General features: G+C 69.0%; 19 protein-coding genes. 16 read left to right on the top strand and 3 right to left on the bottom strand.

Annotated features, from left to right (window positions below; genetic code table 11):
* Nucleotides 1-196 precede the first annotated feature (196 nt).
* Nucleotides 197-2,248, top strand: a complete 2,052-nt coding sequence (locus GV790_RS03100; protein WP_163810238.1) for a CocE/NonD family hydrolase — start codon at nt 197-199, stop codon at nt 2,246-2,248.
* A gap of 252 nt (nt 2,249-2,500) precedes the next feature.
* Here GV790_RS03100 and GV790_RS03095 read toward each other — a convergent pair whose 3' ends face one another.
* Nucleotides 2,501-3,166: an NADPH-dependent F420 reductase gene (locus GV790_RS03095; RefSeq protein ID WP_163810236.1), complete on the bottom strand. Its 666-nt coding sequence runs from the start codon at nt 3,164-3,166 to the stop codon at nt 2,501-2,503.
* Nucleotides 3,167-3,228: 62 nt separating this feature from the next.
* Between GV790_RS03095 and GV790_RS03090 the strand changes: the two genes are divergently transcribed.
* From GV790_RS03090 to GV790_RS03080, 3 genes are all read left to right on the top strand, one after another.
* On the top strand, nt 3,229-3,621 hold the full coding sequence (locus tag GV790_RS03090) for a winged helix-turn-helix transcriptional regulator (RefSeq protein WP_280213306.1): 393 nt from the start codon (nt 3,229-3,231) through the stop codon (nt 3,619-3,621).
* 142 nt (nt 3,622-3,763) lie between these two features.
* On the top strand, nt 3,764-4,999 hold the full coding sequence (locus GV790_RS03085) for a sensor histidine kinase (RefSeq protein WP_163810234.1): 1,236 nt from the start codon (nt 3,764-3,766) through the stop codon (nt 4,997-4,999).
* Nucleotides 4,996-5,685: a response regulator transcription factor gene (locus GV790_RS03080; RefSeq protein ID WP_014353185.1), complete on the top strand. Its 690-nt coding sequence runs from the start codon at nt 4,996-4,998 to the stop codon at nt 5,683-5,685. The genes GV790_RS03085 and GV790_RS03080 overlap by 4 nt, the downstream gene beginning before the upstream one ends.
* Nucleotides 5,686-5,870: 185 nt before the next feature.
* Here GV790_RS03080 and GV790_RS03075 read toward each other — a convergent pair whose 3' ends face one another.
* Complete coding sequence (locus tag GV790_RS03075) at nt 5,871-6,698, bottom strand: hypothetical protein (protein WP_163810537.1); 828 nt, start codon at nt 6,696-6,698, stop codon at nt 5,871-5,873.
* Nucleotides 6,699-6,852: 154 nt separating this feature from the next.
* Between GV790_RS03075 and GV790_RS03070 the strand changes: the two genes are divergently transcribed.
* From GV790_RS03070 to GV790_RS03030, 9 genes are all read left to right on the top strand, one after another.
* Nucleotides 6,853-7,884 (top strand): Ppx/GppA phosphatase family protein, encoded by a 1,032-nt coding sequence (locus tag GV790_RS03070; RefSeq protein WP_163810231.1) that lies wholly within the window; start codon nt 6,853-6,855, stop codon nt 7,882-7,884.
* The gene (locus tag GV790_RS31835) at nt 7,881-9,995 is read left to right on the top strand and encodes a hypothetical protein (RefSeq protein ID WP_175585788.1); all 2,115 of its coding nucleotides are present in this window, start codon (nt 7,881-7,883) and stop codon (nt 9,993-9,995) included. Before GV790_RS03070 ends, GV790_RS31835 begins: the two co-directional genes overlap by 4 nt.
* A gap of 106 nt (nt 9,996-10,101) precedes the next feature.
* Nucleotides 10,102-10,977, top strand: coding sequence for a sugar phosphate isomerase/epimerase family protein (locus GV790_RS03060; RefSeq protein WP_163810535.1), 876 nt, complete (start codon nt 10,102-10,104; stop codon nt 10,975-10,977).
* A 92-nt stretch (nt 10,978-11,069) separates the two neighbouring features.
* Nucleotides 11,070-11,960: a thioesterase family protein gene (locus GV790_RS03055; protein ID WP_163810228.1), complete on the top strand. Its 891-nt coding sequence runs from the start codon at nt 11,070-11,072 to the stop codon at nt 11,958-11,960.
* A 74-nt stretch (nt 11,961-12,034) separates the two neighbouring features.
* Entirely contained in the window at nt 12,035-12,853 is an 819-nt protein-coding gene (gene proC, locus GV790_RS03050) for a pyrroline-5-carboxylate reductase (RefSeq protein WP_163810226.1), read from the top strand.
* 145 nt (nt 12,854-12,998) lie between these two features.
* Nucleotides 12,999-13,244 carry a helix-turn-helix domain-containing protein gene (locus GV790_RS03045; RefSeq protein WP_036540611.1) on the top strand — a complete coding sequence of 82 codons (246 nt, stop codon included), beginning with the start codon at nt 12,999-13,001 and terminating at the stop codon, nt 13,242-13,244.
* Between the two features lie 186 nt (nt 13,245-13,430).
* The gene (locus GV790_RS03040) at nt 13,431-13,532 is read left to right on the top strand and encodes a 30S ribosomal protein bS22 (RefSeq protein ID WP_003402602.1); all 102 of its coding nucleotides are present in this window, start codon (nt 13,431-13,433) and stop codon (nt 13,530-13,532) included.
* Between the two features lie 234 nt (nt 13,533-13,766).
* Nucleotides 13,767-14,813 carry an NAD-dependent epimerase/dehydratase family protein gene (locus GV790_RS03035; protein WP_081597492.1) on the top strand — a complete coding sequence of 349 codons (1,047 nt, stop codon included), beginning with the start codon at nt 13,767-13,769 and terminating at the stop codon, nt 14,811-14,813.
* Nucleotides 14,810-15,820 carry a lysophospholipid acyltransferase family protein gene (locus tag GV790_RS03030; RefSeq protein ID WP_163810224.1) on the top strand — a complete coding sequence of 337 codons (1,011 nt, stop codon included), beginning with the start codon at nt 14,810-14,812 and terminating at the stop codon, nt 15,818-15,820. Before GV790_RS03035 ends, GV790_RS03030 begins: the two co-directional genes overlap by 4 nt.
* A 52-nt stretch (nt 15,821-15,872) precedes the next feature.
* Here the strand turns inward: GV790_RS03030 and GV790_RS03025 are convergent, their stop codons facing one another.
* Nucleotides 15,873-16,832, bottom strand: a complete 960-nt coding sequence (locus GV790_RS03025; protein WP_228807032.1) for an HAD family hydrolase — start codon at nt 16,830-16,832, stop codon at nt 15,873-15,875.
* 415 nt (nt 16,833-17,247) lie between these two features.
* On the opposite strand from GV790_RS03025, the gene GV790_RS03020 reads away from it, so the two are divergent.
* The 3 genes from GV790_RS03020 to GV790_RS03010 all read left to right on the top strand — a co-directional run bounded on the left by GV790_RS03020 (nt 17,248) and on the right by GV790_RS03010 (nt 20,162).
* Nucleotides 17,248-17,532, top strand: coding sequence for a glutaredoxin family protein (locus GV790_RS03020; RefSeq protein WP_163810220.1), 285 nt, complete (start codon nt 17,248-17,250; stop codon nt 17,530-17,532).
* Between the two features lie 261 nt (nt 17,533-17,793).
* A complete protein-coding gene (locus GV790_RS03015; RefSeq protein WP_163810218.1) occupies nt 17,794-18,762 on the top strand; it encodes a redox-sensing transcriptional repressor Rex in 969 nt (322 codons plus the stop codon).
* Nucleotides 18,759-20,162, top strand: coding sequence for a glutamyl-tRNA reductase (locus GV790_RS03010; protein ID WP_163810216.1), 1,404 nt, complete (start codon nt 18,759-18,761; stop codon nt 20,160-20,162). Before GV790_RS03015 ends, GV790_RS03010 begins: the two co-directional genes overlap by 4 nt.
* Nucleotides 20,163-20,219 lie beyond the last annotated feature (57 nt).

The following is a 20,219-nucleotide window of genomic DNA, read 5'->3' as shown; positions in this document are numbered from 1 at the left end:
ACGGGGCGCGCTGGCGTTTCGGCGGTATCCGCTCCATCCGTCTGGGTCGGTCACCGCTGCGGGCTGCCTGTCGAACCGGCAAAACCCTCTCTCGACCGGCCGCCGAGCACATTAAGTGACTGACGATTATTACTCCACGGTAAGGGCTGTGTAGGCTGCTGATCGTCTGACCAGTGCGAGAGGTGGGTCACGTCCGATGAAGTACGTCTTACGGGCCGTTGTGATGATGGTGGCGGCGGTGCTGCTCGTTCCCCTGCTGGGACAGAGCGCGCTCGCGACGCCGGCGGCGGCCGGTCCGGACGGTGGTGCGGCGGGCGCAAGCTGGGCTGCTTCCCACGACGGCCCCCAGCCATACCCGAAGATTCATATCGAATGGGACGTGCCGATCACGATGAGCGACGGCACGGTGCTCAAGGGCAACGTCTACCGTCCCGCCGACGAGTCCGGGCGTCCGGTCGATACCAAGACGCCGACCATCGTCAACATGACCCCCTACACCAAGTTGGTGTCGAATCTGGCCGATCACGCCGGATCCATCCCCGGCCTGTCGGACGCGCTGTTGCAGGCGCTGCGCGATGTCGATCTCAGCGGCACCCCGCTGTCCGGCGTCACCGACCTCACCAAGGCCTTCGCCGGTGGTGAACTGCGCAATTTCGCCGTCGACCGCCAGCTCGTCAAGAGCGGGTACTCGCAGGTCGTCGTCGACGTGCGGGGCACCGGGTTCTCCCAGGGCGAGTGGGACATGCTGCGCGATCGCGAACAGCAGGACACCGTCGAGGTGATCGACTGGGCCTCGCGCCAGCCGTGGTCGACCGGCAAGATCGGCATGAACGGCATCTCCTACTCCGGCATCAACCAGGTGCAGGCCGCGGAAAAGCAGCCGGCCGCGCTGAAGGCGATCTTCCCGGTGGTGCCCGGCAGCGACCTGGTCAACGATGTGCTCGCACCTGGTGGCGGGTTCGGCTTCAACTTCATCCCGCTGTGGTTGACCGCGATCAACGGCCTGAAATGGGTGCCGGATGTCTCGTCGCTGGTCGTCGGCAATTTCGATCAGCAGTGGCTGGCCGACCGGATGGCCTCGCCGTTCACCTACCTCGACATCTTCCTCAACGCCTATACCAAGGTCAAGATGGAGGAGCTCGATCCGCGAGTGCGCGGCATGCTCAACCGCAACAGCTCCGAACGCCAGTCCTGGCTCGGTGATCCGAGCACGATCAGCACACCGACCTTCGTGGTCGGCGGCTGGCACGATCTGTTCACCTACTCCGAATCCAAGATCTACAACAAGATCCCGCTGCCGCCCGGCCAGAAGCAGCTGCTGATGGGCAACACCTATCACCTGAATTCCGGCAACGAGTACGGCAAGCCGGGCCTGCCGCCGCGCCTGGATGTGTTGCAGCGCGCGTGGTTCGACAAGTGGCTCAAGGGCATCGATAACGGCATCGATAGCTACGGTCCGGTGACCCTGCGCCAGCAGGGCGGCGGCTGGGTCACCCGCAACGGATTCGGTGAGTCGGCGCCGGCCGGCGAGCGCGCCGAACACCGCCGGATGTATCTGTCCGCCGCGGCGAGCGGCACCGCGCGCAGCCTGCACGACGGCTCGCTGACCGCGGGCCCCACCAGTGATACCGCCCGGCTGACCGTGGCGCCCGGCCTGACCAGCCTGTGCTCCAACGACGCCGCCCAGGGCACCGCCGGTGTGCTGTCGATCATCGACGGCTGCGCCAAGGACTCCCGCATCCAGGAACTCAACGGGCTGACCTTCACCAGCGCGCCGGTCGCCGAGGCGACCACCGTTTCCGGCCCGATCGCGGTGCGGCTCAACACCGTTCAGGACGGCGCCGACGGCTACTGGGTGGTGACCGTCAACGATGTGGCGCCCGACGGTCAGTCCACGGTGTTGTCCTCCGGGCAGCTGATGGCTTCGTTGCGCGAGATCGACGAGGCCAACAGCACCCGCTCGGCCAACGGCGATTACACCGATCCGCGCCCGTACACCTCGCTCGACAAGCGCAAGCCGACCATCCCGGGTGAGGCCACCACCCTCGACATCACCCTCCCGGCGACCGAGGCGCTGCTGAAGCCGGGCCATCGGCTGCGGGTCGACGTGTACGCGGGCAACTTCCCGAAGGGTCTGCCGATCCTGCCGATGCTGGTCGACACCGCGCTGAAGCCGCAGCACGTCCAGCTGGACCCGCAGCGCCCGAGCTTCGTCAACATCCCGCTGCGCGGCAACACGGGCTGGTGATGCCCGGCCCCGGCCGCCCCTGAACCAGGCGCGGCGATCACGGAGGGGAATCGCCGCGCCGAGCCGCCGGCCGAGCGGGGTCGCGTGAGTATTCGAACTCGCGCGGCCCCGCTCGCTCGTTGTCGCGGGTGAGCCGGCCGTCATCGCTTCGTCCGCCCGGTCCGGGCCGAGTCTCGCCCGACCGGCCCTGTGACGGCCGGGTCGGCCTGGCCTGTCGCTGACAGCGCGCCTGACGCCCGGTGTGGCGAGCGATCAGTCCGCGACCGCGAACGCCGCTTCGACGGGCGGGAATACGGCGCGCGCGTCATATCCGGCGAACCACAGCCCGACCGTGAAAACCGCGGTGGCTTCGAGGTAGCGCGCCCGGTGCAGACCGCCCGCCGGTGCCGGAACCAGTCCCAGATCCGCTACCAGGCCACCGACCAGGCTCACCGCGGACGGATCGTCACCGCAGATAGGCACGGCCAGTCGGCGATTCTCGAAAACCCTTGCCGGGCCGGCGAATACCTCGGCCGCACACACATTGAACGCCTTCACCACCCGCGCACCCGCGGCGGTGGCCGCGATCCGCTCGGCGACCGCATCCTCGGACAGCACGAAACCGCTGGCGCCCTTCGGGAGCGTGCTGTCCGGGGCGAAGGCGTTGGTGCAGTCGATGACCGTGCGGCCGATCAAGGCGTCCGAGGCCACCGTGAGGACGTCGTCCAGCGCGCTGACCGGGACGGCGAGCAGCACCGCCGCGCCGAAGCTCGCCGCATCGCGAATCTCGCCACTGCCCGCGCCATGGCCGATCGCGTCCGCGGCCGCGCGGGCCGCTGCGAGACTGCGAGCGCCGACGACGATCTCATGCCCGGCCGCGGCCCACCCGCCGCCGAGTGCGCGCGCCATCTGCCCGGCGCCGATGATCCCGATTCGCATGTGAACTCCTGTGCTCGAAGACCTGTCGCCCCGACGGTAGGTATTCCGATAGGCACCTCCGGGTGCCCGACGGCGGTGGCACTCTGGAGGACGTGCAGGTGGAGTTCGCCCCGTACGGCGATTTCGAATCGGACTGCCCGGCCCGCATGGGCGTGGACCTGTTCGGCAATTCGTGGCTTCCGGTCGTGGTGTACATGCTGCGCGACGGGCCGATGCGTCCGCGCGATCTGCGGGCGGCGATCGGCGGCATCAGCCAGAAGATGCTGACCCAGACCCTGCGCCGGATGGAGCGGATGACGCTGGTGGAGCGACGCAGTTATCCGACGGCGCCGCCCCGGGTCGACTATGTGCTCACCGAAGCGGGCCGAGATCTGCTCGTCCCGATCTACGCCCTGGGCGCGTGGGTCGAGACACACGGTGCCGCGGTCAACGCCGCCCTGCACGACACGCCGTAACCACGGCGTTGCCCGCTTACGCCACACTTTGGCCGAACAACAAGTGAACGCCTGGCTAACGTCGCCATAAGCACCTGTGACCTGCGTGAAACTTCGCGGACCTGGCGTCGCGGCCGCATCCGGCGACCGTACGATTCTAGATGTGAGTGTTCCCCAGGCCGTGTTGCTGGCAGTCGTCGCGGCTGTCGTCGGACTGGCGATCGGTGGACTGCTCATCCCGTATATGAACGCCAGGCAGGCCGCGCGCAGACAGGCCGAATCCGGGCTCACGATGTCGCAGGTGCTCGACCTGATCGTGCTGGCTTCGGAGAGCGGGATCGCGGTCGTCGACGAATACCGCGACGTCGTGCTGGTCAACCCGCGCGCCGAGGAACTCGGCCTGGTCCGCAACCGGCTGCTCGACGAACGCGCCTGGGCGGCCGTGGAGAAGGTGCTGGCCAGCGGCGAATCCGCGGAGTTCGACCTGACCGCCAAGAACCCGGTGCCCGGCCGCAGCCGCATCGCGGTGCGCGGCGTGGCCAGGCCGCTCTCACGCGAGGAAACCAACTTCACCGTCCTGTTCGCCGACGACGATTCCGAACAGGCGCGCATGGAAGCCACCCGCCGCGATTTCGTCGCCAACGTCAGCCACGAGCTCAAGACGCCGGTCGGCGCGATGAGCCTGCTGGCCGAGGCGCTGCTGGAATCGGCCGACGATCCCGACGCCGTGCGCCACTTCGGTGAACGCGTGCTCGGCGAATCGCGCAGGCTCGGCAAGATGGTCACCGAACTGATCGCCCTGTCCCGGCTGCAAGGCGCGGAGAAGCTGCCGCAACTGGAAGTGGTCGACGTCGACACCGTGGTGATGCAGGCGGTGGACCGCTCCCGCACCACCGCCGAAGCCGCGGGCATCACCGTCAGCACCGACCGGCCCAGCGGGCTAGAGGTGCTCGGCGACGAGACACTGCTGGTCACGGCGCTGTCGAATCTGGTGGAGAACGCCATCGCGTACTCGCCGGCCGGATCGCACGTCTCGGTGAGCCGGTCGCTGCGCGGGGATCACGTCGCCATGGCGGTCACCGATCGCGGTATCGGCATCGCCAAGGAAGATCAAGAGCGGGTGTTCGAACGCTTCTTCCGCTCGGACAAGGCGCGTTCGCGCTCGACCGGCGGCACCGGCCTCGGGCTGGCTATCGTCAAACACGTGGCCGCCAACCACAACGGTGAGATCACGCTGTGGAGCAAGTTGGGCACCGGCTCGACTTTCACCCTGCGTATACCGGCACATCACGAAACCGACGGCGAGGAAGAGGCCGGCGGCGTGGTGATGAGCAAGAAGGAAACCAGCCCGCGCCCGACGGTGCCGGGCCGAACCAATGGTGTGGAGGCACGCAGATGACGAGTGTGTTGATCGTCGAGGATGAGGAGTCGCTGGCCGACCCGCTCGCCTTCCTGCTGAAGAAGGAAGGTTTCGAGGTCACCGTCGTGGGTGACGGCCCGTCCGCGCTCGCCGAGTTCGACCGGTCCGGTGCCGACATCGTGCTGCTCGACCTGATGCTGCCCGGTATGAGCGGTACCGACGTGTGCAAGCAGCTGCGCACCCGCAGCGGCGTGCCGGTGATCATGGTGACCGCCCGCGACAGCGAAATCGACAAGGTCGTCGGCCTGGAACTGGGCGCCGACGACTACGTCACCAAGCCGTACTCGGCGCGCGAGCTCATCGCCCGCATCCGCGCCGTGCTGCGCCGCGGCGCGGGCGACGAACTCGACGGCGGCAGCGAGAACGGCGTGCTCGAGGCCGGACCGGTGCGCATGGACGTCGACCGGCACACCGTGCTGGTGAACGGCAAGCCGGTGACATTGCCGCTCAAGGAGTTCGACCTGCTCGAATACCTGCTGCGCAATTCCGGCCGGGTGCTCACCCGTGGCCAGCTCATCGACCGGGTCTGGGGCGCGGACTACGTCGGCGACACCAAAACCCTCGACGTGCACGTCAAGCGGTTGCGTTCGAAGATCGAAGCCGATCCGGCGCGGCCGGAGCACCTGGTGACCGTGCGCGGGCTCGGGTACAAGCTCGAGGCCTGATCTCGGCGGCAGCCGCGCGGACGCCCGCCTCGCACGATCGCCCGGCCCGGCTGCCCGAGGCCGGCCGGCAGGGATGAGCCGGACGTCGCCGAGTCGCGTCGTGCTGCCCTGTAGGAAAGTGCGGGCGGCAGTAAGCCGAGCGCGGTGGCGGGGCGTGCCGGGGCTCGTGACGGCGGCGGGTGGGCCTACGCGGACTGCTCGGCCGCTTCGGCCTGCTCACGTATGCGGTCGGCGTGCACCGTCGCCGGATGCACGGCGATCAGCCCGAGCCCCTCCCGGCGCTTGCAATGCCTGGCCAGCTCGTCGTAGGCCGGCTTGCCGAGCAGTTCGGTGAGCTCGGGGCCATACGACTGCCACACCGGGCGCGCGCCCACATGGGCGTCCGGTGATCCGGAGCAGTACCAGTGCAGATCGAGGCCGCCGGGACCCCAGCCGCGCCGGTCGTATTCGGTGATCACGGTGCGCAGGATCTGCACGCCGTCGGGGCGGTCCACCCAGTCCTGGGTGCGCCGGATCGGCAGTTGCCAGCACACGTCCGGCTTGACCTCGAGCGGTTCGATCCCGCGCCGCAATGCCATGGTGTGCAGCGCGCAGCCGACCCCGCCCGCGAAACCGGGACGGTTGAGGAAAATGCAGGCGCCGTCGTAGCGGCGGGTGCGCAGGGCGGGCTCGTCCTCGAGCTCGTCGAGCTCCAGATAACCCTTCTTGCTGACCTTGCCCTCGGCATTGCGGGCCTGGTCCATGAGCTGCCAATCCTCGGGTGTGAGCATTTTCACAGCCTTTTGCAGGCGTTTGCGGTCGTCGGTGTCGGCGAGGAAGGCGCCGTGCGAGCAGCAGCCGTCATCGGGGCGGTCGTCGAGGATGCCTTGACAGGCGGGCGTGCCGAAGACGCACGTCCAGCGCGACAGCAGCCAGGTGAGGTCGGCGACGATGAGATGCTCGTCGTTTGCCGGATCGACGAATTCGATCCATTCACGCGGGAAATCGAGGTCGACTTCCGGAGTCGGGTCCATCTTTCCCGCTGGTCGCGGCCGGGTCTGGCCGGATGCCGCTGCGCCTGCCGTCACACCTGTCGACGCTAACAGTTCGGTCGCCTGAGCTGAAGCTCGCATCCGTCGTCGTCGACCGCATCAGGTCCGCGCGCCCGGTCGCGAGTACCGTGTTCATGTGCGTCTCGGGGTACTCGATGTGGGAAGCAATACCGTTCACCTGTTGGTGGTGGACGCGCATCGGGGTGGCCATCCGATGCCGATGAGCTCGACGAAAGCGACGTTGCGGCTCTCGGAAAACATGGATGACGAGGGAAAACTCACCCCCGCCGGCGCGCAGCGGCTGATCGCGACGGTCAAGGAATTCGCCAGCATCGCCCAGACCTCGCGCTGCGTGGAGCTGATGCCGTTCGCCACCTCGGCCGTGCGCGATGCCACCAATTCCGACGAGGTGCTCGCGCGGGTACGCGCCGAGGCAGGCGTCGATCTGAAGGTGCTGTCCGGCGAGGACGAGGCCCGGCTGACGTTTCTCGCGGTGCGCCGCTGGTACGGCTGGAGCGCAGGCCGCATCCTGAATCTCGATATCGGTGGCGGCTCGCTGGAGATCACCAACGGCGCCGATGAAGACCCGGATGTGGCGCTGTCGCTGCAACTCGGCGCCGGCCGGCTGACCAGGGAATGGCTGCACGAGGATCCGCCGGGTAAGCGCCGGGTCGCGGTGCTGCGCGACTGGCTGGACGCGGAACTGGTGGCCCCCGCCAAACAGGTGATCGATGCGGGCGCACCGGATCTGGCCGTCGGCACCTCCAAGACCTTCCGTTCGCTGGCGCGGCTCACCGGAGCGGCGCCCTCGGGCGCGGGCCCCCGGGTTCGACGTACACTCACCAGCTCAGGTCTTCGTCAACTGATCGGTTTCATCTCCAGGATGACCGCCTCGGACCGGGCGGAGCTGGAGGGCGTGAGTGCGGACCGGTCCCAGCAACTGGTGGCCGGTGCATTGGTCGCGGAGGCGAGTATGCGGGCTCTATCGCTGGATAGCATCGAAATTTGTCCGTGGGCGCTGCGGGAGGGACTGATCCTGCGCAAACTGGATACCGATATGAACGGTGGACCCCTTGTCACAGGCACACCGGGCACGGCAGCCGGCGTCAGCGCTGCCCCGCCCGGCAGCGCCGCGTCGGCGGGCCCGATCGAAACGGTGCCTTCATGAGTGAGGAATCCAAACAGCTGTCGGTCGCCGAACTGCTGGCCCGCAACGGCCAGCAGGGAGCGGCCTCGTCGGGCGGGGGCCGGCGCCGTCGCTCCGGACGCGGGCTCTCGGTCGCCGAACTGACCGGCGATCTTCCGGTGATCGACGGCGGACGATCCGCGCACTCGGCGCCCGACGACGATGACGAGGCACCAGCGCCGGCTGCGGCCGACGGTGTCAACGGCTCGCACGGCGCCTACGGCGTGGGCACGAACGGTTCGGCCGGGTCGAACGGTGTGAACGGTTCGCACGGGGTGAACGGCTACGGGTCTGCTTCCTCGGCGACCCAATTCCTCGCTCCCACTTATGAACCGCCTGCTCCGCACGCCCCTGAGCCCGAGCCGGTGTACTCGCCGATGTCGGGCCCGATCACCCGCTTCGATCCGCTCGCCGGTGACGCCGATACCGAGCCGCGCGAACGTCGCCGCTCACGCCACAGTGCGCCGGGGTCGGAGGACGGCACCGGAGTCGAGACGCCATCGCCGGTCGTCGCCGAGGCTCTCGGTTCCGGGCGCACCGGACGTCGCCGTCGGCGCGCCGATCCCGACGACGAGTACGACGCCGAGCCCCAGGCACCCAACGGCCACGCCACCGATCCGGTGCGTCGTGGCTGGCAGCCCGCCCCCGAGGCCCCCGGTGGTCGCGACAGCTCCGTGAGTGGCCGGGCCGCCCGCCGCCGGGCCGCCGAGGCTGCCGAGGCCCAGGCCGCCGCCGAAGCGCAGGCCGCCGCCGAGGCCCAGGCCAGGGCGGCCGCCGAAGCCGAAGCCGCCGCGCAGGCCAAGGTCGCCGAAGCCAGAGCCGCCCGCGCCGACGCCAGCCCGGCCGCCGCGGCCTGGACCCCGCCGACCAACGGCTACGGCCCCACCCCGCGGGCGTCCTGGCAGCCCGTCGAGCAGGTCGGCCCGCCGGCCCCGCCCGGGCTCGCGGATCCGGGCCCGGCCACCGCCGCCTGGACGCCGCCGCCCGTCAACGGGTTCGCGCCCACGCGTACCGAGCCGGGACCGGCGATCCCGGCCTGGACCCCGCCCAAGGACAACGGCTACGCGCCGGGCCCGCAGCCCGCGCAGGACCAGGGCCCGGCGACCGCCGCCTGGTCACCCACCATCAAAGGTTTCGCACCCGGTCCCACCGCGGCGCCGGAGCCACCCGCCCGCGACACCCGCCCCGAACTGCCGCGTCGGCGCGAGGCGCAGGGCGAGAACGGCCTGCCCGCCTGGTCGGCGCGACGGCATCGTTCCGGTTCGGGCGGCCCCGAGACCGGCGGCATCCCGACGGCCGCGTGGTCGCTGGCCAACCAGGATCAGCAACTGCTCTCGGGCCAGACCGTGGCCGGCGATCTGCTGCGGGACGGCGCCGAGCGCGCCGAAGCCGGCCGCAAGGGCCGTGGCCGATCCGGGCGCGGCGCCTCCCGGCCGGAACCGGCGGAGATCGTCGAACCCGACGATCAGCGCACCGATGTCTATGCCCCGGTGGCGGCGGACGCCGATCTCGACGATGACGCCGAGGATTTCTACGACGAGGACGAACTGCTCGACGACGAACTCGATGACGAGTTCGACGACGACGAGCCAGGAGAATCATCCTGGGGGCGCCGCACCGCCGCGCTGAGCCGCACCTCGTCATTGCTGCGCCGCAAGGCCGGCGCGCTCGGCAAATCCGGTGCGCTCGGCAAGGTGACCTCGCTCGCCGGTGCCAAAGCGGCCGCACTGAGCAAGAAACCGGCCGCGGGCACCAGCGCCGCACTGGCGTCGGGCGCCGCCGCATCGGGCACGCGCGGCTCCCGTAGCGCCCGCAAGGCCGAATACGAGGCGAACAAGCGGCAGTGGATGATCCTCGGCGGTCAGAGCGCGGGCGCGGCGGTCGCGGGCATGTTGCTGTTCAAGGGTTTCGAGCGGATGTGGGAGATGCTGCCGTGGGTGGCGCTGGCGCTGGCCATGGTCGTCATCCTCGGTCTGGTGGCGCTGGTGCGCATCCTGCGTCGCACCGACGACATCCTCAGCACTGTGATCGCTGTCGTGGTCGGCATCTTTGTGACGCTCGGACCGCTAGCCTTTCTTCTCAGTACGAACTGAGTAGGGAGCGGCTGTGGGGAACATCGGGCAGGCGGACGAGACCAGGGTGGAGCCGGGCCACGCGAGCGCGGCGGGGGAGCCGGCTGCCTCGCCTGAGCGCGGCCGGATCTGTGTCGGCTTGTCCACGGCGTCGGTGTACCCGCAGAACACCGAGTCGGCGTTCCGGTATGCCGCCGAATTGGGTTATGACGGCATCGAATTGATGGTGTGGGCCGAGCCGGCCAGCCAGAGCATCGCGATCGTGCAGTCCTACGCCCGCAAGTACGCGGTCCCGGTGCTTGCGGTGCACGCACCATGCCTGCTCATCTCGCAACGGGTGTGGGGCTCCGATCCGGTCGCCAAACTCGAGCGCAGTGTCCGCACTGCCGAAGCGCTCGGTGCCGACACCGTTGTGGTGCATCCGCCGTTCCGCTGGCAGCGCCGCTACGCGGAGAACTTCGCCGCCCAGGTGGCCGAGCTGGAAGCCGACAGTTCCGTGGTGGTCGCGGTGGAGAACATGTTCCCGATGCGCGCCGATACGTTGTTCGGCCGTCGCGGTGGGGCCGCCAAGCGGCTGGAGCGCCGCGGCGGGCCGGGCTTGGCGCTGACGGCGTTCAGCCCCTCCTACGATCCGACCGATACCGGCTTCGCGCACTACACCCTCGATCTGTCGCATACCGCGACCGCAGGGGCCGATCCGCTGGCGCTGGCCGCGCGGATGGGTGCGGGCCTGGCGCATCTGCATCTGGCCGACGGACGCGGCGCGGCGCACGACGAGCATTTGGTCCCCGGCGACGGCTCCCAGCCGTGTGTGGAGGTGTGCGCGGCGCTGGTGCGGTCCGGGTTCTCCGGTCACGCCGTCGCCGAGATCAATACCCAGAACGCGCGCACCACCGCCGATCGCGCGGCCATGCTCTCCCGGACGCTCGCCTTCGCCCGTGAGCATCTCAACGGGCTCACCCCGGCGCCGGCGCCGCAGCCGCCGCGCAGCGGATCCGCCTGATCGGTCCGCGCGGTCACCCACCCGGGAATATCGACCCGCCCAGCCCGACTTGTACGCTGTACGAACGAGTTGGCCGAACGACAGGAGTGACGATGACGACGGAGCTGACCGCCGACCCCGATCAGGCCACCGCCGCCCCCTTCGGCCAGGTGTGCGCCCTCACCGAGCTCACCACCACCGACGCGGCCACCGGACGCTACGCGGGCACCATCGATCCGATCTGGACCATCGGCCCCAAGGTGCACGGCGGCACCATGGTCGCCGCCTCGGCGGCCGCCGCGACCACCTGGCTGCGCACCGTCGATCCCGAGCGCACCGCCATGGCGCCCATCGCCGCGAGCTCGGACTTCCTCGGCGCACCGGAACCCGGCGCGGTCGAGTACGAGGTGAGCGTGCGCAAGGTCGGCCGCCAGATCTGTCTGCTCGACGCCACGCTGAGCCAGGGCGGAAAGGCCATGGTGCGCACCGCCTTCACCTTCGGCCATCTCGACGACGCCGAGACCCCGCCCGCCTACGCACCGTCGCATACCGATATGCCCGTCGAACCCGGCGCCACCGCGCTCGCCTACGACCCCGACTCGCCGATGGGCCAGATCGTGCACGTCGCGCAGGGCGCCGATCTGTGCATCGACTCCGAGTGGGCGCGCTTCCTGGCCGGCGAAACGGGAGTTCCCCGGCTACGCCTGTGGATGCGCCCGCGTGCCGGTGACCAGAACGATCCGGACGTGTCGATGTACTTCGCCATGATGGCCGCCGATATGAGCCCGCCGGTGCCGGCGAACCTCGGCAGCTTCGGCTGGGCGCCGACCGTGCAGATGACCACCTACCTGCGGCGCAGGCCCGCCCCCGGCTGGCTGCGCATCATCGCCACCACGCACGAGGTGGGCGGGCGGATGTTCGACGAGGATCAGCTCGTCATCGACTCCACCGGCGCCGTCGTCGCACAGAGCCGTCAGCTGGCGTTGATGCCCGTCCCGCGCTGACAGCGGCCGCCCCCGGCCGGGCGAGTTCACGACTGTTGGCAGTGCGGACTGTCGGCCGTCTAGCCTTATGGCTCATGACCAGAATTGCTGTGATCGGTGGCGGGCGCATCGGCGAAGCGTTGATCGCGGGTTTGCTCGAATCCGGACGGGCCGTCAAGGATCTGGTGGTCGTGGAGACCCACCCGGATCGCGGCGAGATGCTCGCGGACCGGTTCGGCATCCGGATCACCGATTCGGTGACCGATGCCGCCGTCGGCGCCGACCTGCTGGTGATCGCGGTGAAACCCGGCGATGTCGACGCGGTTCTCACCGATCTGGGCAAGGCCGAACTCGGCGGCGATCGCGATCAGGTGCTGGTCTCGCTGGCCGCCGGAGTGCCGACGGCTCGGCTGGAGAACAAGTTGCCCGCCGGTTTCCCGGTGGTGCGAGTGATGCCGAATACGCCGATGCTGGTCGGGCAGGGCATGAGTGTGCTCGCGCCGGGTCGCTACGCCAAGGCCGATCAGCTCGAGCTGGTCTCCGAGGTGCTCGGCGCCGTCGGCAAGGTGGTGGTCGTGCCGGAATCTCAGATGGACGCGGTGACCGCCGTATCCGGTTCCGGGCCCGCGTACTTCTTCCTCGTGGTCGAGGCCATGGTCGACGCAGGCGTCGGGCTCGGCCTGACCCGCGATGTGGCCACCCAGCTGGTCGTGCAGACCATGATCGGTTCCGCCGCGCTGCTAGAGGAATCCGGCCAGCAGGCGGCGGATCTGCGCGCCGCGGTGACCTCGCCCGCGGGCACCACCGCGGCCGCCTTGCGCGAGCTGGAGCGCGGTGGCGTGCGTTCGGCGTTCCTGGAAGCGCTGCACGCGGCCAAGCAACGGTCGGTGGAACAGGGTGTGGCCGCCGAGTAGCCGCCGGTCGACGCGCAATATCGGCTGATTTCTCACACCCGTCGCAGCAATCCCACTGGTCCCGCTAAGCTTCAAGGAGCACGTGCGTGTCTGTTCCGCCGGTGGGGAAGCCAGCGGCGCGGACGTGCCGGAGGTCAGTGGTGCGATGATGTCTTCGAACAAGATGTCTCCAAGTGGTGGCGGTTCGCCACAGGGACAACCCGTGCTCGGCGGAGGAACCCAGTTCCTCACCGTCGCCGAGGTCGCGAATCTGATGCGGGTGTCGAAAATGACGGTGTATCGGCTGGTGCACTCGGGAGAGCTACCCGCGGTGCGCGTCGGCCGGTCGTTCCGGGTGCATGCGAAAGCGGTGCACGAATACCTCGAGACGTCCTACTTCGACGCGGGATGAGTCGATTACCGGCGCTTGTGCCCGGGCCGGTACGATGGACCCTCGGTTCGTGTTCACGCACCGGGGCTACCGCATGTTCGTTGGCCGAGGTGGCGCGAACATTGGGAGTGAGGCTTGCCGAGCGACCGGACAGTTGGCGTACGTGAGTGCGTGCGCGCCGAGTAGAGAGAACGCGAGGAACACCCTATGGGTTCTGTGATCAAGAAGCGCCGTAAGCGCATGTCGAAGAAGAAGCACCGCAAGCTGCTTCGTCGTACCCGCGTGCAGCGGCGCAAACTCGGCAAGTAAGCGCTGATGACAGCAGAAGGACCCGTCACCGATCAGGTGGCGGGTCTTTCATTTTGAAATACAAAGATTTGAAACCTGGCGTGTTTCCGGTGACTGAAGTCATCGTTAGAAGGCGGTTAAATCTCGCGGCGGAGGGTACGGCAGCAGTTAGTCTGGAACGGGAATAAATCCGAGGGGGCTCGAAGGTGGGACGGCCCGGTGCGTATGGACGTTGAGGCTAGTAGGGGCGCACGATTGCCCGACGTGGTGATGGTGACCGGCGCGGCCAGGTTCTTCGGCGGCAATGTGGTCTCCCGGCTGGCTCAGGACGAGCGGATCGCGCGCGTCATCGCCGTGGATTCGCTGACCCCGAGCCCCGAGCTGCGCCGCCGGATGGGGCGTGCCGAATTCATCCGCGCCGATATCCGTAATCCATTGATCCGCAAGGTGATCGCGGGCAACGACGTCGACACCGTCGTGCATGCCGCGGTGCTCTCGCATCCGCCGGCCGGTGGCAGTCGTGCGGCGATGAAAGACCTCAACGTGCTCGGCGCGATGCAGTTGTTCGCGGTGTGCCAGAAAGCGCCGGCGGTGCGGCGGGTGGTGCTGCGTTCGTCGTCGGCGGTCTATGGCGGAAGCGCCAAGGACCCGGCGAAGTTCACCGAGGAAATGGGTGCCCGCACCCCGCCCAGCGGCGCGTTCGCGCGCGACATGATCGAAATCGAAGGATTCGTGCGCGGGCTGGCGAGGCGTCGTCCCGATATCGCCGCGCCGATTCTGCGCTTCGCGCCCATCGTCGGGCCTAGACTGGCGGGGCGTGGCGCCCAGTTCCTGCGTTCGCCGCTGACACCGACGGTGCTCGGCCGCGACGCACGGATGCAGTTGTTGCACGAAGAAGACGCGGTCGCCGCCTTGGTGCACGCAGCGCTGGGTGCACCCGGAGGAACGTTCAACATCGCAGGCGATGGAGCCTTGGCTCTGTCACAAGCAGTTCGCCGTGCGGGCCGGGTCGCCATGCCGGTCCCGTGGGCGCTGTTCCGCACCATCGGCCGCTCCCTGATGGGTCCGGTGATGCGCGATTTCAGCGCCGAACAGCTCGACTACTTCCATTTCGGTTGTGGCCTGGACACCACTCGTATGCGCACCGAGCTCGGATTCGAGCCGCGGTGGACGACGGTACAGGCGTTCGACGACTTCATCGGGGGCGCAGCGCTGCGGCCCGTCGTCGATCCCTCGTGGATCGATGCCGCGGAACACAAACTGCTCGGCCTGGTAGGGGCCGGTACGGGAGCACATACATGAACGATGTAGCGAAAGTGATCCAGCTGCACGACCTCGCCGTGGAACCACGGCCACGGCCCACGCCACGGGAGTGGAGCACTCCGGTGCCCACCGTGACGTCGCTGACCGATCGGCTGGCCGCCGCCGCGCCGGCCGCACCGCAATCGCTGGCGGAGCTGATGCGCGGTGCGCTCGGCAAGCAGATCAGCAAGACCGCCGAATTCGCCCGCCGCAGGCTCACCGGCGACTATCAGGTCGACGAATTCGGTTTCGACGAGCATCTGCTCGAATCGGTGATCCTGCCCGCGCTGCGCCCGCTGTCGGACTTCTGGTTCCGGGTGCAGGTCAGCGGCATGGAGAACATCCCGGAGGTGGGCGGCGCGCTGATCGTGTCCAACCACGCCGGCACGGTGCCGCTGGACGGGCTGATGCTCCAGCTCGCCATCCACGACCACCACCCGAAGCAGCGCGCGCTACGCCTACTCGCGGCCGATCTGGTCTTCGAGACGCCGGTGCTCGGCGTGCTGGCCCGCAAGGCCGGGCACACCCTGGCCTGCCGTCCCGACGCCGAGCGGCTGCTGCGCACCGGTGAACTGACGGGCGTGTTCCCCGAAGGGTTCAAGGGCGTCGGCAAGAAATACGCCGACCGGTACAAGCTGCAACGCTTCGGCCGCGGCGGATTCGTGGCCGCCGCCGTGCGCACCGGTGTGCCGATCATTCCGTGCTCGATCGTCGGATCCGAGGAGATCTACCCCAAGCTGGCCGATATCAAGCCGCTGGCGCGTCTGCTCGGGCTGCCCTACTTCCCGGTGACGCCGCTGTTCCCGCACCTCGGCCTGCTCGGCGCGATGCCGCTGCCCTCGAAGTGGTACATCGAATTCGGCAAGCCCATCGCCACCACCGAATACGAGCCAGAGGCCGCCGACGATCCGATGACGATGTTCGAGGTCACCGACCAGGTTCGCGAAACCATCCAGCAGACCCTGTACAAGCTGCTCACCAAGCGGCGCAACCCGTTCACGGGGTAGCGCGGGCCGCCCTACCGGCGCTGCTGCCGGTGCGGTTCGGATCGCGACGGCGTCAGTGCAGCTCGCGCCGCCGGGTGATGGCCGCCGCCACCGCACCGCCGGCCGCCCCGAGCGCAAGCGCCGTTGGCACGCCGATCTTGGCGGCCTTGCGTCCGGTGCGGAAATCGCGGATCTCCCAGCCGCGGTTCTTGGCGACCTCACGCAGATCCGAATCCGGGTTGATCGCCACCGCGGTGCCGACCAGCGACAGCATCGGCACGTCGTTGTGGCTGTCGGAATAGGCGGTGCAGCGCTTGAGGTTGAGGCCCTCGCGGATGGCGAGGGTGCGCACCGCGTGCGCCTTGCCGAGCCCGTGCAGGATGTCGCCGACCAGGCGGCCGGTGAACTTGCCGTCCACACTCTCGGCCACCGTGCCGAGCGCGCCGGTGAGCCCGAGCCGCTTGGCGATCACCTGTGCCAGCTCCACCGGCGTCGCGGTGACCAGCCACACCTGCTGACCCGCGTCCAGATGCATCTGCGCCAGCGCCCTGGTGCCCGGCCAGATCTTGTCGGCGATGATCTCGTCGTAGATCTCCTCACCGAGTGCGGCCAGTTCGGCGGTGGAACGGCCGGCGATGAATTCGAGCGCTTTTTCCTTGCCCGAGGCCATATCGGTGCTGTTTTCTTTGCCGGTCACCCGGAATTTGACCTGTTTCCAGGCGATATCGACCAGATCCGAGGTCTTGAAGTATTTGCGAGCGGCCAGTCCGCGCGCGAAATGCACGATCGATGCGCCCTGCACCATGGTGTTGTCGACATCGAAAAACGCCGCCGCGGTGAGATCGCGCGGAACCTCCGGTCCACCGGTCTCCTCGTCGGCGGCCGAGGCCAATTCCGCGTCGTGCAGCGCCAGCGCGGCGTCGGCGCTGGCCTCACCCGCCAGGTTGGCCCGCAGTTCCTCTTCGCTCGGGCCGAACGGGCTGCGGGAGATGCGGGCGAGCTGATCGGTGAGGCCCTGGCCCAGCGGGCCCAGATTCCACCGCGCCGGAAACTCGCCGAACCGCCCCGCGATGAATCCGGTCCTCGCCACCCTCGATCGTTCCGGCACCAGTACCTCCGCCCGTCGCGCTGTGTCAGTCCGGCGGTCTCCCGGGGCCCCTACGTGGTTACGCAAGCTGCCGCCTCCGGGTCCGTCGCTCGACCGCTGTGTCGATCCGGCGGTCTCCCGGGGCCCTGCGCGTGGTGACGCAAGCTGCCGCCTCCGGGCCCGTCGCTCGACCGCTGTGTCGGTTCGCGCCTGACCGGGGCCTGCGTGGTGGCACATTCCACCGCCGCCCGGCCGTGACCTGCCAGGCGCAAGCCACGTCCAACAGTAACCGGATTCCGCCCTCATGACCCCAGGACCGTGCGCAGTCGCACTGGCGTGGCGAGGGGATTTAATAACCTTCATGACCAATCCCACAGAAAGTGCCGGATCCGGCGCGCCGCCATCGGTGACCCTGCTGACCAGGGCCGGCTGCGGAATGTGTGCCATCGCACTCGAACAGTTGCGGACCATCTGCGCCGATTACGGAGTGCAGGTCGGCACCATCGACGTCGACGAAGCCGCCGCCACCGACCCTGGCCTGCGCGCGGAATACGGCGACCGGCTTCCTGTGGTGCTGCTCAACGGTCGTGAGCACAGCTATTTCGACGTCGACGAACCGCGATTGCGAGCCGACCTGAGCCGATGATCGGCGCGCCGAGCGGCGCTGCGCTGGTCGCGGGGGAAAATGAGGCCAATTTCACCGACTTTGTGCAGGGCTTCACAAGCGGTTACGGTGGTGGCACGCGACCCGCGGGCCGAGGATTCTCGAGAGCGTTCTCGAGCAGCGTTCTCGAGTGTGCCGGCGCGCGGTGAATCAACCCGACATTCGATCCCGTCACCGGAGCAGCCCGGGACGGAGGTCACAGACGAACCGGCCTGACTTCAGGACGGGCGAGGAGCCGAGGACGTGACAGAGCACCATGAGGCGCCGGGTGGCGCCTCCAAAGCTCTGCGGTCGAGCGACGGGCCCGAAGGCGGCAGCTCGCGGAACCACGAGGCCGCCAATCGTACCCATAAGGACATTCCGCAGGCGACGGTGGCGCGGCTGGCCACCTACCTCCGAGTCCTCGCCATGTTGGCCGACGACGGTGTGCTCATCGTATCGAGTGAGGAACTCGCTGTCGCGGCGGGTGTCAATTCCGCGAAGCTGCGCAAGGACCTGTCCTTCCTCGGCCCCAACGGTGTTCGCGGCGTCGGCTACGACGTCGCCAAGCTGCGGACCAGGATCGAAGATGTGCTCGGCCTGTCCGAGGGGCACCGCGTCGTGCTGGTCGGCGCGGGAAACCTCGGTCGCGCCCTCGTCGGCTACGGCGGATTCCGGCGCCGCGGATTCACCGTTGTCGGCCTGTTCGACAACGATCCCGCGCTGATCGGGCGCACGGTGTCCGGGCTCCGGGTCCGTGACGCGGGCGAACTCGATGCGGTGATCGCCACGCTCGAGCCGACCATCGCGGTCATCGCCGTCCCCGACGATGCCGCCCAGCAGGTCTGTGATGCGCTGGTCGCGGCCGGTCTGCAGTCGATTCTGAGCTTCGCCCCCTGCGAGCTGGTGGTACCGGCCACGGTCGAGGTGCGCCGGGTCGATCTGGCCGTCGAGATGCAGATGCTGTCGTTCGAGCGGGTGCGCAATGCCGAGACCGACCGGTGGCCGGGCGACGGGCCCGCGGTCGGCGAGCGCGGCGACTCGATCCCGGTCGCCCATCCGCTCGGTTCCGGCCGCGTCGGCCGCCGGGCGGCGAATACCCATCCGCAGCCCGCGCATCCCGGCCGCGCCCATCCGGCGGCGGCCACCCAGCATCCGGCAACCCCACAGCATCCGGCAACCTCGCATTCGGCAACGGAGCCAACCAGCAAGGGATCGGTGGTCACACCATGAGTGTTCTTCTCGTCGGCATCTCCCATCGCAGTGCCCCGGTCTCGGTGCTGGAGAAGGTCGCCATCACCGACTCCGACCGGCCCAAGCTGATCGACCGGCTGCTCACCTCCAGCCACGTGTCCGAGGCGATGATCGTCTCCACCTGCAACCGCGTCGAGGTGTACGCGGTGGTCGACGCCTTCCACGGTGGTCTCGCCGAGGTGGGCGACCTGCTCACCAAGCACTCCGGGTTGCCGCTGCCGGATCTGACCAAGCACGCTTACGTCCGCTACAGCGAGGCGGCGGCCGAGCATCTGTTCGCCGTCTCCAGCGGACTCGATTCGATGGTGATCGGCGAGCAGCAGGTGCTCAGCCAGATCCGCAGCGCCTACGCCACCGCCGACGCCCAGCAGGCCGTCGGGCGCACCCTGCACGAACTGGCTCAGCATGCGCTGCGGGTCGGCAAGCGGGTGCATTCGGAGACCGGGATCGACCGGGCCGGCGCCTCGGTGGTGTCGGTCGCGCTCGACCGCGCGGGCGCCGTGCTCGGCCCGCTCACCGGACGGACCGCGGTCGTGGTCGGCGCCGGTGCGATGGGCGGGCTCGCGGTCGCGCATCTGTCGCGGGCGGGCATCGGACGCATCGTCGTCGTCAACCGCACCATGGAACGGGCACAGCGGCTCGCCGCCACCGCGGGCACGCACGGGGTCGAGGCCGAGGCGATGGAGCTGTCCCGGCTGCCCGAGGCCATGGCGGCCGCCGATGTGGTGATCACCTGCACCGGGGCGGTCGGCGCCGTGGTGAACCTGGCCGATACGCACACCGCGCTCGCCGCGCGCGACCGCGCGCATGAACGTCCGCTGGTGTTCTGCGATCTCGGCCTGCCCCGCGATGTGGAACACGCGGTGGCCGGGCTGCCTGGCGTCACCGTCATCGATATCGAGACCTTGCAGCGCGATCCCGCCGCGGGCGCGGCCGCCGACGACACGGTGGCAGCCCGCACGATCGTCGCCGACGAACTCGCCAAATACCTGGCCGGCCAGCGGATGGCCGAGGTCACCCCCACCGTTGCCGCACTGCGTCAGCGGGCCGCCGAAGTGGTGGAAGCCGAACTGATGCGGCTGGATTCGCGGCTGCCCGATCTGGCCGATCCGGAACGCGACGAGGTCGCGCGCACGGTGCGCCGGGTGGTGGACAAGCTGCTGCACGCGCCGACGGTGCGGGTCAAGCAGCTGGCCTCGACGCCGGGCGGCGACAGCTACGCCGAGGCGCTACGCGAGTTGTTCGAACTCAAACCCGGTGCGGCGCAGGCGGTTGCCGCGCCCATGGAGATCCACGCGGTCCCGGACGACAGCGAAGTCACCCTGGCCGACGATTTCACCGCCGGTCATCTCGGCGACGAAGAGGAGCAGACGGCGTGAACGGGTCGACGGCCGGAGGCGGCAGCCTGCGTGACCACGTAGGCCGTTTCGTCCACG

This window comes from Nocardia cyriacigeorgica, assembly GCF_010858045.1.
Classification (GTDB): domain Bacteria; phylum Actinomycetota; class Actinomycetes; order Mycobacteriales; family Mycobacteriaceae; genus Nocardia; species Nocardia cyriacigeorgica_E.
This window is presented reverse-complemented; position numbering and strand designations above follow the sequence as displayed.

Excerpts from the sequence above, each read along its gene's own strand:
- GV790_RS03080 (WP_014353185.1), top strand. The coding sequence starts at position 4,996 with ATGACGAGTGTGTTGATCGTCGAGGATGAGGAGTCGCTGGCCGACCCG.
- GV790_RS03030 (WP_163810224.1), top strand. The coding sequence starts at position 14,810 with ATGAACGATGTAGCGAAAGTGATCCAGCTGCACGACCTCGCCGTGGAA.
- GV790_RS03095 (WP_163810236.1), bottom strand. The coding sequence starts at position 3,166 with ATGCGAATCGGGATCATCGGCGCCGGGCAGATGGCGCGCGCACTCGGC.
- GV790_RS03075 (WP_163810537.1), bottom strand. The coding sequence starts at position 6,698 with ATGGACCCGACTCCGGAAGTCGACCTCGATTTCCCGCGTGAATGGATC.
- proC (WP_163810226.1), top strand. The coding sequence starts at position 12,035 with ATGACCAGAATTGCTGTGATCGGTGGCGGGCGCATCGGCGAAGCGTTG.
- GV790_RS03100 (WP_163810238.1), top strand. The coding sequence starts at position 197 with ATGAAGTACGTCTTACGGGCCGTTGTGATGATGGTGGCGGCGGTGCTG.
- GV790_RS03055 (WP_163810228.1), top strand. The coding sequence starts at position 11,070 with ATGACGACGGAGCTGACCGCCGACCCCGATCAGGCCACCGCCGCCCCC.
- GV790_RS03010 (WP_163810216.1), top strand. The coding sequence starts at position 18,759 with ATGAGTGTTCTTCTCGTCGGCATCTCCCATCGCAGTGCCCCGGTCTCG.
- GV790_RS03040 (WP_003402602.1), top strand. The coding sequence starts at position 13,431 with ATGGGTTCTGTGATCAAGAAGCGCCGTAAGCGCATGTCGAAGAAGAAG.
- GV790_RS03045 (WP_036540611.1), top strand. The coding sequence starts at position 12,999 with ATGATGTCTTCGAACAAGATGTCTCCAAGTGGTGGCGGTTCGCCACAG.
- GV790_RS31835 (WP_175585788.1), top strand. The coding sequence starts at position 7,881 with ATGAGTGAGGAATCCAAACAGCTGTCGGTCGCCGAACTGCTGGCCCGC.
- GV790_RS03020 (WP_163810220.1), top strand. The coding sequence starts at position 17,248 with ATGACCAATCCCACAGAAAGTGCCGGATCCGGCGCGCCGCCATCGGTG.